General features: G+C 70.1%; 9 protein-coding genes. 3 read left to right on the top strand and 6 right to left on the bottom strand.

Translation table 11 applies throughout. From position 1 onward, the window contains the following. Positions 1–8 precede the first annotated feature (8 nt). From cydD to AU194_RS01425, 3 genes are read left to right on the top strand one after another with little or no spacing between them, the layout of a single operon-like run. Positions 9–1,571, top strand: a complete 1,563-nt coding sequence (gene cydD / locus AU194_RS01435) for a thiol reductant ABC exporter subunit CydD (RefSeq protein ID WP_059087525.1) — start codon at positions 9–11, stop codon at positions 1,569–1,571. Between the two features lie 16 nt (positions 1,572–1,587). Then, positions 1,588–3,042, top strand: a complete 1,455-nt coding sequence (locus AU194_RS01430; RefSeq protein WP_059087524.1) for an ATP-binding cassette domain-containing protein — start codon at positions 1,588–1,590, stop codon at positions 3,040–3,042. An 11-nt stretch (positions 3,043–3,053) separates the two neighbouring features. Beyond that, positions 3,054–3,569: a DUF4190 domain-containing protein gene (locus AU194_RS01425; RefSeq protein ID WP_059087415.1), complete on the top strand. Its 516-nt coding sequence runs from the start codon at positions 3,054–3,056 to the stop codon at positions 3,567–3,569. Here the strand turns inward: AU194_RS01425 and AU194_RS01420 are convergent. The 6 genes from AU194_RS01420 to AU194_RS01395 form a co-directional block, all read right to left on the bottom strand. Next, positions 3,566–4,429 carry an acyl-CoA thioesterase II gene (locus AU194_RS01420; RefSeq protein ID WP_059087414.1) on the bottom strand — a complete coding sequence of 288 codons (864 nt, stop codon included), beginning with the start codon at positions 4,427–4,429 and terminating at the stop codon, positions 3,566–3,568. The two genes, AU194_RS01425 and AU194_RS01420, sit on opposite strands and share 4 nt — an antisense overlap. Before the next feature lie 11 nt (positions 4,430–4,440). Continuing rightward, a complete protein-coding gene (gene pyk / locus AU194_RS01415) occupies positions 4,441–5,859 on the bottom strand; it encodes a pyruvate kinase (RefSeq protein ID WP_059087413.1) in 1,419 nt (472 codons plus the stop codon). A 51-nt stretch (positions 5,860–5,910) separates the two neighbouring features. Continuing rightward, a complete protein-coding gene (locus AU194_RS01410) occupies positions 5,911–7,419 on the bottom strand; it encodes a glutamate synthase subunit beta (protein WP_059087412.1) in 1,509 nt (502 codons plus the stop codon). Then, entirely contained in the window at positions 7,412–11,968 is a 4,557-nt protein-coding gene (gene gltB, locus AU194_RS01405; protein ID WP_059087523.1) for a glutamate synthase large subunit, read from the bottom strand. Before gltB ends, AU194_RS01410 begins: the two co-directional genes overlap by 8 nt. 84 nt (positions 11,969–12,052) lie before the next feature. Beyond that, a complete protein-coding gene (locus AU194_RS01400; protein WP_059087411.1) occupies positions 12,053–12,472 on the bottom strand; it encodes a DUF2752 domain-containing protein in 420 nt (139 codons plus the stop codon). Beyond that, the gene (locus AU194_RS01395) at positions 12,462–12,854 is read right to left on the bottom strand and encodes an NINE protein (protein WP_059087522.1); all 393 of its coding nucleotides are present in this window, start codon (positions 12,852–12,854) and stop codon (positions 12,462–12,464) included. Before AU194_RS01395 ends, AU194_RS01400 begins: the two co-directional genes overlap by 11 nt. Between the last annotated feature and the right edge of the window lie 21 nt (positions 12,855–12,875).

Below are 12,875 nucleotides of genomic sequence, written 5' to 3'. Positions count from 1 at the left end.
CACCGGCGATGCGGCGGTTCCTCGCCGCGTCGGTGGCCTGCGGGGTGGTGATCAGCGCGGCCACCATCGCCTCGGCGGTCACGCTGGCGTGGGTGGTCGCCGGGGTGATCACCGATCCGGCCACACGGACACTCGCGGCCTGGTACCCGATGCTCGCGCTGCTGGCGGCGCTGTGGACGCTACGCTTCGCGGCCCAGTGGCTGCAGGGCCGGTTGTCGCAGCGGGGCGCCACCGCGGTGATCGCCGAGTTGTCGGCGAACGTCCTGCAGACGGTGACCGCGCTGCCGCCGCGCCGGCTGGCGGCGGTGCGGGAGGACGCCGCGACCGTCGTCACCCGCGGCCTCGACGGCCTGCGCCCGTTCTTCACCGGATACCTGCCCGCCGTGTTCCTCGCCGGAATCCTCACGCCCGCAGCGGTTCTGGCGATCGCGGTGGTGGACTGGCGCTCGGCGGCCATCGTGGTGATCGCGCTGCCGCTGATCCCGATCTTCATGATCCTCATCGGGCTGGTCACCCGGGATCGGTCGGCGGCCGCGTTGGCGGCGATGACGACGCTGCAGTCCCGGCTGCTCGACCTCGTCGCCGGTATCCCCACGCTGGCCGCGCTGGGCCGCGCCGCCGGATCCGCGCAGCGCATCGCGGAACTGTCTGCCGCGCACCGGCGTTCGGCGATGGCGACGCTGCGGGTGGCGTTCCTGTCCGCGCTCGTGCTGGAACTGCTGGCGACGCTGGGCGTCGCGCTGGTCGCGGTCAGTGTGGGGCTGCGGTTGGTGTTCGGGGAGATGACGCTGTTCACCGGCCTGGCGGCGCTGCTGCTGGCACCCGAGGCGTTCTGGCCGTTGCGCCGCGTGGGCGTGGAGTTTCACGCCGCCCAGGACGGCAAGGCCGCCGCCGACCGGGCGTTCGCACTCCTGGAATCGGACACCGGGATCCGCTCGGGCAGCCGGGCGGTCACCGCGCGCGGTGCGGTCATCCACATCGACGAGGTCGCTGCCGATCTGCGGCCGGGGCGGGTGACGGTGTTGACCGGACCCAACGGCTGCGGAAAGTCCACACTGCTGCAGACCATCCTGGGCCTCGACGCACCACGGACCGGCCGGGTCACCGTCGACGGGGTCGACGTCGGCGACCTCGCACTACCCGACTGGTGGTCTCAGATCGCGTGGCTGCCGCACCGGCCGGTGCTGATTCCGGGCACCGTCCGCGCCAACCTCGAACTGTTCGGCCCGCTGGCCGACCTCGACACCGCCTGCGCGGACGCCGGTTTCGACGAGGTGCTGCGCGGGCTGCCCGACGGCCTGGACACCGTCCTGGGCCGCGACGGGGTGGGGTTGTCGCTCGGCCAGCGGCAGCGTCTCGGGCTGGCCCGGGTGCTGGGCTCGGAGGCCGCGGTGCTGCTGCTCGACGAGCCGACCGCCCACCTCGACGCCGCGCTGGAGGCCCGGGTGCTGTCGGCAATCACCGCCCGCGCGCGTGCCGGGGCGACGGTGCTGGTGGTCGGGCACCGCGACACCGTGCTGGCCGCAGGCCACGACGTCGTACGCATGGGGGGTGAGCTCCTTGTTCGGTGACCTGCTGCGGCCCCGCATGGGCCGGTTCGTCCTCGCGGTCGTCGTCGGCGTGTTGTCGTTGGGCAGTGCGCTGGCGCTGGCCGGTGTGGCCGCGTGGCTGATCACCCGCGCCTGGCAGATGCCACCGGTGCTCGACCTGAGCGTGGCCGCGGTCGCGGTGCGGGCGCTGGGTATCTCGCGCGGCATCCTCGGCTACTGCCAGCGGCTCGCCGCGCACGACACCGCGTTGCGCGCCGCCGGTGAGGCCCGCACCGGGTTGTACCGCGCGCTCGCCGAGGCGCCACAGGAGGTGTCGATGCGGCTGCCCGGCGGCGAGCTCGTCGCCCGTGTCGGTGCGTCGGTCGACGATCTCGCCGACGTCATCGTCCGCGCACTGCTGCCGATCGCGGTGGCCGCGGTGCTGTCGGTCGCCGCGGTGGGGGTGCTCGCGGTGATCTCCCCGGCCGCGGCGTTGATGCTCGCGGTCTGCCTGGCGGTGGCCGGGGTCGCCGCGCCCGCGATGGCCGCACGGGCGGTCACCGCGGCCGAGACCGCCGCGGCGGGCCACCACGCCGACCGTGACGTCGCGGCGATGCTCGCGCTCGACCACGCCGCCGAACTGCGGGTGAGCGGTCGGCTGGCCGGCGTCGTCGCCGAAGCGCAAAGGCGGCAGCGGGATTGGGGGGAGGCTGCCGATCGCGCGTCGGCTCCCGCGGCGCTGGCGGGCGCCGTCCCCGGGCTGGCGACCGGGGTGAGCGTGGTGGGCGCGGTGGTCGCGGGCATCGCGCTGTCCGGTGCGGTGGCGCCGACGACGCTGGCGATCCTGATGCTGCTGCCGCTGTCGGCGTTCGAGGCGACGGCGGCGCTGCCCGCCGCGGCGGTACAGCTGACGCGGTCGCGGATCGCCGCGCGCCGATTGGTCGACCTGACCCGTCCGGCGCCGCAGGACCGGCGCCGACCCGTCGCCACACCGGTACCGCTGTACCCCGGTGACCGGCTGGCCGTGACCGGGCCGAGCGGATCGGGTAAGACCACACTGCTGATGGCCATGGCCCAGAACGACGACGAGCGGGCGTTTTTCGCCGAGGACGCCCATCTGTTCTCCACGACGGTCCGGGACAACCTGCTGGTCGCCCGCGGCGACGCCGACGACGACGAACTGCGCCGCGCACTCGCCGCGGTCGGGCTGGGACGGTGGCTCGACGAACTGCCCCACGGGTTGTCGACGATGCTCGTCGGGGGCGCCGCGGCGGTGTCGGCCGGTCAGCGCAGGAGGCTGCTGCTGGCCCGCGCGCTCGTCTCGGCGTTCCCTGTCGTCCTGCTCGACGAGCCGACCGAACACCTCGACGCCGCCGACGGCGCCCGCATGCTCACCGAACTCCTCACTCCCGGTGCGCTTTTCCCCGCCGACCGCACCGTCGTGGTGGCCACCCACCACCTGCCCGGCGACGACGTTGACTGTCTACGCCTGAATCTGGCCGCCACCGGGTAACGTCACCTCCTATGAGCGAGTCCGAGCAGACCCCGCCGCCGTCGACGCCGCCGCCCCCGTACCCGCCGCAGCAGCAGCCGTACCAGTACGGCCCGTACCCGGGCGGCTATCCCCCGCCGCCGGGACAGTACGGCTACGGCTACCCGCAGCAGAGCGCCCCGAAGAACGGACTCGGCATCGCCTCGCTGGTCGTCGCGATCATCGGCCTGCTGTCGGTGTTCGGCGGCCTCGTCCTCGGCATCGTCGCGGTGATCCTCGGTGTCATCGGACGCGGCCGGGCCAAACGCGGTGAGGCCACCAACGGCGGTGTGGCGATGGCGGGCATCGTGCTCGGCGTACTCGGGGTCATCGTGTCTATCGTCGCGATCGCGCTGACGGTCATGTTCGCGCGGGAGGTCGGCGCGGGCGATCTGTTCGAGTGCCTGCAGCAGGCCGGTAACGACACCGAGGCGCAGCAGCAGTGCCAGGACCAGTTCCAGCGCAAGATCGAGGACCAGTTCAGCGTGACGCTGACGCCGTCGCCCTAACGGCCGGGGAAGTACTTCACGATCGCGTCGGAGGTGACCGTCGCGAGCAGCGCACCGGACCGGTCGAAGAAGTGACCGGCGCCCAGCCCGCGGGATTCGGCGGCCGCCGGTGAGGCCGTCGAGTACAGCACCCACTCGTCGAAGCGCACCGGGCGGTGGAACCACAGCGAATGGTTCATCGTCACCGCGAAGATACGGTCGTATCCCCACGACAGACCGTGGGTGGTGATGATCGAGTCCAGCACCGTGGTGTCCGACGAGTAGACCAGCGCCGCGGTGTGCAGCACCGGATCCTCGGGCATCGCACCCTCGGTCTTGAGCCACACCCGGTTGTGGTCGAGCCGGCCGCCCTTGTCGCGCATCACCCACGCCGGGTCGTTGGTGTAGCGCCATTCGATGGGGCGCAACGCGTTCGCGAACTGCGGGACGGTGTCCTCGTACCCGCGGAGCAGTTCACCGATCTTGGGCAGTTCCTCGGGTCCGGGGACCTCGGGCGCGGCGACGCCGTGTTCGAGGCCGCGGCCACCGTTCATGTAGGACACCAGCACCGTGGTCAACAGGTCGTCGCCCTGGCACACGTCGATCCGGCGGTTGGCGAACCGCCGTTCGTCGCGCAGCCGGGTCACCCGGAACTCGAGATCCCTGGCCGGGTCACCCCCGTTGATGAAGTGCGCCGACAGCGCGCTCGGCGAGATACGGTGATCCACGGTGCGACTGGCCGCGACGAACGCCTGCGCCATCATCTGGCCGCCGAACGTGCGTACCGGGTTCTTGCTCGGATGCGATCCGATGAACGTGTCGCCGTCCGCCGCGCGGAGGTCCAGGAGAGCCAGCAGCTCCTCGAAGTCGCTGGAACTCAAAACCCGTCCTCCTAGACGTCGTCCTCCCCGATCCGGTGCACGTGGATCAGATTCGTGGAGCCTACTGTGCCGGGCGGCGCACCCGCGACGATGACCACCAGGTCGCCGCGCTTGTAGCGGCCCAGTTCCAGCAGCGACTTGTCGACCTGCCGGATCATGCCGTCGGTGGTGCCGATCTGCGGCACGATGAAAGTCTCTGTGCCCCAGGTCAAGGCGAGCTGGCTGCGCACCTCGGGCAGTGCGGTGAACGCCAGCACCGGCAGCGGGGTGTGCAACCGCGCCAGGCGGCGCACCGTGTCACCGGACTGGGTGAACGCGACGAGCGCCTTGGCGTCCAGCCGTTCCCCGATATCGCGGGCGGCGTAAGAGATCACGCCGCGCTTGGTGCGGGGCACGTGGGTCAGCGGCGGGACGACGACGGAGTTCTCCTCGACGGCGGTGATGATGCGCGCCATCGTGCGCACCGCCTCGAGCGGGTACTTGCCGACCGACGTCTCCCCCGACAGCATCACCGCGTCGGCGCCGTCGAGCACCGCGTTGGCGACGTCGGAGGCCTCCGCGCGGGTGGGCCGGGAGTTCTCGATCATGGACTCGAGCATCTGCGTGGCGACGATGACCGGTTTGGCGTTCTCGCGCGCCATCTGGATGGCGCGTTTCTGCACCAGCGGCACCTCTTCCAGCGGCAGTTCGACGCCGAGGTCACCGCGGGCGACCATGATCGCGTCGAACGCCAGCACGATCGCCTCGAGGTTGTCGATCGCCTCAGGCTTTTCGAGTTTGGCGATGACGGGCACGCGGCGGCCGACCCGGTCCATCACCTCGTGGACGAGTTCGATGTCGGCGGGTGAACGCACGAACGACAGCGCGATCAGGTCGACGCCCAGACGCAGCGCGAATTCGAGGTCCTCGATGTCTTTCTCCGACAGCGCGGGCGCGGAGACGTTCATCCCCGGCAGAGACATGCCCTTGTTGTTGCTGACCCGCCCGCCTTCGGTGACCTCACAGATCACGTCGGTGCCCTCGATCGCGGTGACCACCAGCGCGACGTTGCCGTCGTCGACCAGCACGCGGTCCCCGGCGGTGGCGTCCTCGGCGAGCCGCTTGTAGGTGGTCGACACCCGGTCGTGGGTGCCCTCGATGTCGTCGACCGTGATGCGGACGGTCTCGCCGTCCTTCCACTCCGTCGGGCCGTCGGCGAAACGGCCCAGCCGGATCTTCGGGCCCTGCAGGTCGGCGAGGATGCCGACGGCGTGTCCCGTGCGGTCGGAGGCCGCACGGACGCGCTTGTAGTTCGCTTCGTGGTCGGGGTAGTCGCCGTGGCTGAAGTTGAGCCGGGCGACATCCATTCCGGCCTCGACCAGCTTTCGGACTGCCTCTTCGGAGCCGGTGGCCGGACCGAGGGTACAGACGATCTTCCCGCGTCTATTCACGTTGACTCATCGTAGTCGTTGATCGATTCAGATGACGATTCAGACGGTGCTTCAGACGACGGCGAGCGGAAGCGCGCCCGGTCGCACCGGTGCGGGCAGGTCCGACTCCCCCATCAGATAGGCGTCGACGGCGTGGGCGGCGCTGCGGCCTTCGGCGATCGCCCACACGATCAACGAGGCACCGCGATGTGCGTCACCGCAGACGAACACGCCGGGCGCGTCGGTCTGCCAGTCGCTGCCGCAGGGCAGGGCACCGCGGTTGTTCAACTGCAGGCCGAGGCCGTCGAGCAGCGGCATGTGCTCGACGCCCTCGAAGCCGATCGCGAGCAGCGCCATGTCGCACGGGATCTCGAGGGTCTCGCCCACCGGGACGATCTGCCTGCGGCCATGGGCATCGCGTTCGACCTTAACCTCGGCGATCTCCATCGCCCGTAGGTGCCCGCGCTCGTCGCCGAGGAAGCGCTGCACGGCCACCTGGTAGCGGCGGTGCCCACCCTCGGCGTGCGCCGGGGACAGGCGGGTGCGCAGCACCAGCGGCCACGTCGGCCACGGCGTACGGGTGTCGTCGCGCGTTTCGGGCGGTTCGGGGTTGTAGTCGAGCTGGGTGACCGACGCCGCACCCTGCCGGTGCGCGGTGCCCAGACAGTCCGCGCCGGTGTCACCGCCGCCGATGATCACGACGTGTTTGTCGCGGGCGGACAACGGCGACGGGCCGTCGCCCTCGCATTCTCGGTTGGCGGGCACCAGGTGCTCCATCGCCAGGTGCACACCCTCGAGGTCGCGGCCTTCGACGTCGTTGTCGCGGGCGCGCAGCGCACCGACGGCGAGCACGACCGCGTCGTAGCGTTCCCGCAGCTGCTCGACGCTGACGTCGACGCCGACCTCGGTGTCGGTGACGAACCGGGTGCCCTCGGCCCGCATCTGCGCCAGCCGCTGGTCGAGGGTCTTCTTCTCGAGCTTGTACTCGGGGATGCCGTAACGCATGAGGCCGCCGATGCGGTTGTCGCGCTCGAAGACCGTCACGTCGTGTCCGGCACGCGTGAGCTGTTGTGCCGCAGCCAATCCCGCGGGCCCCGAGCCGACCACCGCGACCCGCTTACCGGTGCGGATCGACGCGGGTTGCGGTTCGACCAGCCCGAGCGCCCAGGCCTGGTCGGCGATGGTGTTCTCGATGCGCTTGATCGTGACGCTGCCGCCGGTGTGGTCCTCGCTGATCGAGAGCACACACGCCGCCTCGCACGGCGCCGGGCACAGCCGACCGGTGAACTCCGGGAAGTTGTTGGTGGCGTGCAGGCGTTCGCTGGCGGCGTCCCAGCGGCCGCGGCGCACCAGATCGTTCCACTCCGGGATCAGGTTGCCCAGCGGGCAGCCCGCGGATCCGGAGTGGCAGAACGGGATTCCGCAGTCCATGCAGCGGCGGGCCTGCTGGGAGACCTCCTCGGCGCGTTGGGGCAGCGGTTGGCGCTCGTACACCTCGCGCCAGTCGCCGACGCGTTCGTCGACGGGCCGCTTGGCGGCCTCGATCTTCGGTACCTTCAGAAATCCGGTGGGATCAGCCACGGCTGGCCTCCATGATCGCGGTGTCGACGTCGCGTCCCTCGGCCTTGGCCATCCGGGTGGCCTCGAGGACGCGCTGGTAGTCGCGGGGCATGACTTTCGTGAACTGGGCGCTGCGGCGCGGCCAGTCCGAGAGCACCGAGGTGGCCACGGTGCTGCCGGTGTGGCGGGCGTGCCGGGTGACCACGTCGTGCAGCCAGGTCAAATCTTCGGGGTCAAGCCGCTGCAGCTCCACCATCGCGGTGTTGACCTTGGCCGGGTTGAGCCCGAGCACGTAGGCGATACCGCCCGACATGCCCGCGGCCATGTTGCGCCCGGTGCGGCCGAGCACGACGACGCGGCCGCCGGTCATGTACTCGCAGGCGTGGTCGCCGACGCCTTCGACGACGGCCAGCGCCCCGGAGTTGCGGGCGCAGAACCGCTCCCCCACCCGGCCCCGTAGGAAGACCTCCCCGGAGGTGGCCCCGTAGAGCAGGGTGTTGCCGGCGATGACGTTGTCCTCCGGCAGGAACAGCACGTCGTCGTCGGGTTTGACGATGACGCGGCCGCCCGAAAGGCCTTTGCCGACATAATCGTTGGCGTCACCGGTCAGCTCGATGGTGATGCCGGGCGGCAGGAACGCGCCGATCGACTGGCCCGCCGAACCGGTGAGTTTGACGCGGATCGTGTCGTCGGGCAGTCCGGTGGCGCCGTAGCGGCGGGTGACCTCGGCGCCGAGCATGGTGCCCACGGTGCGGTTGACGTTGCGCACCGGCAGTTCCAACGTGACAGGGTGGGCGTCTTCCAGGGCGCCCTCGGACAGCTGGATCAGGGTCTGGTCGAGTGCCTGATCCAGCGCGTGGTACTGGTCTTTGAGCTTGCGGCGCTGGGGTTTTCCGCTGTGCGCGTCGGTGTGGACGGCGAAGACGGGCGTGAGGTCCAGCCCCTTGCTCTTCCAGTGCTCCACTCCGCCTGCGGTGTCGAGGAGTTCGGCGTGGCCGACGGCCTCGTCGACGCTGCGGAAGCCGAGTTCGGCGAGATGGCGGCGGATGTCCTCGGCGATGAAGCGGAAGAAGTTCTCGACGAATTCGGGCTTACCGTTGAACCGGGCACGCAGTTCCGGGTTCTGCGTGGCGACGCCGACCGGGCAGGTGTCGAGGTGGCAGACCCGCATCATGATGCAGCCGGCGACCACGAGCGGCGCCGTCGCGAAGCCGAACTCCTCGGCGCCGAGCAGCATCGCGACCATCACGTCGCGGGCGGTGCGCATGCCGCCGTCGCACTGCACGGTGATGCGGTCGCGAAGCCCGTTGAGCACCAACGTCTGCTGCGCGTCGGCCAGCCCGATCTCCCACGGCGCCCCGGCGTGTTTGAGGCTGGTCAGCGGGGCGGCGCCGGTGCCGCCGTCGTGTCCGGAGATCAGCACCACGTCGGCGTGCGCCTTGGAGACGCCGGCCGCGACGGTCCCCACGCCGACGCTGCTGACCAGTTTGACGTGAACGCGGGCCTGGTCGTTGGCGTTCTTGAGGTCGTGGATGAGCTGGGCGAGGTCCTCGATGGAGTAGATGTCGTGGTGCGGCGGCGGCGAGATGAGCCCCACGCCGGGTGTGGAGTGCCGGGTCTTGGCGATGTTGGGGTACACCTTGTAGCCCGGGAGTTGGCCGCCCTCACCGGGTTTGGCGCCCTGGGCCATCTTGATCTGGATGTCGGTGGCGTTGACCAGGTAGTCGCTGGTGACGCCGAACCGACCGCTGGCGACCTGTTTGACCGCGCTGCGGCGCTGCGGGTCGTAGAGGCGGTCGACATCCTCGCCGCCCTCACCGCTGTTCGACCGGCCGCCGAGGTTGTTCATCGCGATGGCCATGGTCTCGTGGGCCTCGGCGCTGATGGAGCCGTAGCTCATCGCCCCGGTGTTGAAGCGTTTGACGATCTCGCTCGCGGGCTCCACCTCGTCGAGAGGCACGGGTGGCCGACCGTCTTTCTTGAAGTCGAAGAGCCCGCGCAGGGTGCCGCCTTCGCGGGAGAGCCGGTCGACCTCGGCGGAGTACTTGCGGAAGACGTCCTCGCGGCCGGTGCGCGTCGAATGTTGGAGCAGGAACACGACTTCGGGGGTGAACAGGTGAAGTTCGCCTTCGCGGCGGAACGCGTACTCGCCGCCGACCTCGAGCCTGCGGTGCACCCGTTCGGTCGGGTTCTCGGGGTAGGCGCGGCGGTGCCGGAGTCTGACCTCCTCGGCGATGACGTCGAGGCCGATACCGCCCAACTGGGTGGGCGTCCCGGTGAAGTACTCGTCGATCACGTCGCGGTCGATGCCGACCGCCTCGAACGCCTGCGCGGCGGTGTAGGAGGCGACCGTGGAGATGCCCATCTTGCTCATCACCTTGGTCACGCCCTTGCCGAGGGCCTTGAGGTAGTTGCGGACCGCGGCGGCGGGTTCGATGCCGGTGAGTTCGCCCTCGCGGATCAGGTCCTCGATCGATTCGAAGGCCAGATACGGGTTGACCGCGGCGGCGCCGAAACCGATGAGCATCGCGATGTGGTGCACCTCGCGGGCGTCGCCGGATTCCACGACCAGGGCCACCTTGGTGCGTTGTTTGGTGCGCACGAGGTGGTGGTGGACCGCGGAGACGGCGAGCAGCGACGGGATCGGTGCGCGGGTGTGGTCGGAGTCGCGGTCCGAGATGACCAGTGTGTGAGAGCCTTTCGCGATCGCCTCGCTGGCGCGGGTCCGGAGGTCGTCGATGGCCTCAGCCAGACCTTCGCCGCCGCGTTCGACGTAGTACAGGGCCTTGAGGACCGTCGCCTTGAGGCCGGGGTGTTCCCCGTCGGCGTTGATGTGGACGATCTTGTTGAGTTCGTCGTTGTCGAGCACCGGCCACTTCAGCAGGATCTGCCGACAGGAGGCCGCGGTCGGTTCGAGCAGGTTCTGCTCGGGACCCATGACGCGGGACATGCTGGTCACCACTTCTTCGCGGATCGCGTCCAGCGGCGGGTTGGTGACCTGGGCGAAGAGTTCGACGAAGTAGTCGTAGAGCGGCCGGGACCGGTCGGAGAGCACCGCCGGCGGGGTGTCGGTGCCCATGGAGCCGAGGGGTTCGGCGCCGGAGGCGGCCATCGGGGTCAGCAGGATGCGCAGTTCCTCTTCGGTGTACCCGAAGGCGATCTGGCGTCGGACGACCGATTCGTGGTTGGGCTGCACCCGCGCGCGGTCGGGCAGGGTGGCGAGTTCGAGCAGGCCGGCGTGCAGCCATTCGCGGTAGGCCTCGGCGCGCGAAAGTTCGAGTTTGAGCTCGTCGTCGCTGACGATGCGGCCCGCCGCGGTGTCGATGAGCAGCATCTTGCCCGGCTGCAGGCGGCCCTTGGCGACGATCTGGTCGGGGGCCACGTCGAGCACACCGGCCTCGCTGGCGAGGATGATGCGGTCGTCGAGGGTGCGCCACCAGCGGCCGGGGCGTAAACCGTTGCGGTCCAACACCGCTCCGACCAGCGTGCCGTCGGTGAAGGTGACGCAGGCCGGACCGTCCCACGGTTCCATCAGGGAGGCGTGGAACTGCCAGAAGGCGCGCTCGTCGGGGTCCATCGAGGCGTTGTTCTCCCACGCCTCGGGGATCATCATGAGCACCGCGTGGGGCAGGCTGCGGCCGGAGAGGTGGAGCAGTTCGAGGACTTCGTCGAAGCTCGCGGAGTCGGAGGCGTCGGCCGTGCAGATCGGCGAGAGCCTGCTGAGGTCGCCGGGGATGTTGGCGCTCTCGAGCATGGCTTCGCGGGCGTGCATGCGGTTGCGGTTGCCGCGGACGGTGTTGATCTCGCCGTTGTGGGCGACGAAACGGAACGGGTGCGCCAGCGGCCAGGACGGGAACGTGTTGGTGGAGAAGCGGCTGTGGACGATCGCGATGGCGCTGGTGCAGCGGGCGTCGCGCAGATCGCTGAAGTACAGCGGGAGCTGCACAGTGGTGAGCATGCCCTTGTAGGCGATGGTGCGACTGGACAGCGACGGGAAGTAGACGTCGGCGGGGTTCTCCGCGCGCTTGCGCAGCGGGTAGACCAGCCGGTCGAGGTCGAGGCCGCCGGGGCGGGGGCCGTCGACTTCCGGTGCGGCGACGAACAGTTGGGCCATGTAGGGCATGCAGTTGAGCGCGGTCGAGCCGATGTCGGCGCCGATGGGGTCGACGGGCACGGCCCGCCAGCCGAGCACGTCGAGGTTCTCCTCGGCGGCCAGCGCCTCGATACGCCGGGTGGCCTCGCTGCGGGCGGTCCGGTCCTGCGGGAGGAAGCAGATGCCCGCGGCGAAGGTGTTGCATCCGTCGGCGGTGGGCTGCGGGAGGTCGAAGTCGAGGACCTCGCGGAACAGTTCGACGGGCAGTTGCAACAGGATTCCGGCGCCGTCGCCGCTGTTGGTCTCGGCGCCAGCCGCGCCGCGGTGGTCGAGGTGTTCGAGTGCGACCAGCCCGTCGGCGACGATCGAATGTGACCGCCTGCCCTGGATGTCGGCGATCATGGCGACACCGCACGAGTCTTTCTCGTGTTCGGGGTCGTAGAGCCCCTGGGCGGCGGGCGTGGCCGAGTAGAGCATGGAGTACACCTCCGCAGTTCCGGAAGAATTCGCTACCGGGACTGCGACGGCCCGAGGTTCTAGTGTATCAGCCCAGGTCGGGGCCTACCCGGGCAGCAGCGTCGGGACCAGCGGAAATCCGGGGAGGTTGCGGACTACCGTCCACGTGACTGTGGCCACTGCGATGACGACGATCGCGGGCATCGGCATGGCCGGTTTGTGTTGGCGTCGTCGGACGAAGACCCACAACGCCAACAGCGGCAGGCCGATGAGGATGAAGGCGTTGTCGGTGAGTGCGGCCGCGAGGTCGCCGTGCAGGAGGTCATGGGTCATGCGCAGGCCGCCGCACCCCGGGCAGTCCCATCCCGTCATGTGTTTGAACGGACAGGGTGGGGCGAAGAAGCCCGGCCGGTGCGGGTCGACGGTGCCGATGTAGGCCAGCGCAGTTGCGAACAGTGCGCCGGTGCCGAGCGTGACGTAGAGCGGCGCGCGGCGGGTTGGTGGGGCAGGCGCGTCAGGTGCCATCGCGGAGCGGGAGACCGTTCGGGTCTCGGACCTTGTCGGTGAAGATGAGGACCGCGTCGACGATCCCCCAGATGACCGCACCGATGCCGCAGGTGACCAGTCCGACCACGAGCTGGGCGACACCGAGGCCGACCTGCCCGAGGTACATGCGGCCGATGCCGACGATTCCGAGCAGCCCCACGAGCTGCAGAAGGCCCGCAACGACCTTCGACTTGTCGGAGTAGGGCTCTCCGGTCATCGGATGCCGGCCGTACGGCGCCGACGGATCGTAGTAGGGCGGCGGGTAGTTCCCCGGGGGTGGCGGGTACGACGGCGGGTAGCCACTGGGCGGCGGAGGCGGAGTGCCGTCGGGGTTGTTGCCGAACTGCGAGGGATCGGTCATGTGATTCAGCATGCCAGAAGC

Origin of the sequence: Mycobacterium sp. GA-2829 (assembly GCF_001499965.1) — a bacterium.
In the GTDB taxonomy this organism is placed as follows: Bacteria; Actinomycetota; Actinomycetes; order Mycobacteriales; family Mycobacteriaceae; genus Mycobacterium.
Note: the sequence above shows the minus strand (reverse complement) of the source record. Positions and strands in the feature narration are given on the sequence as shown.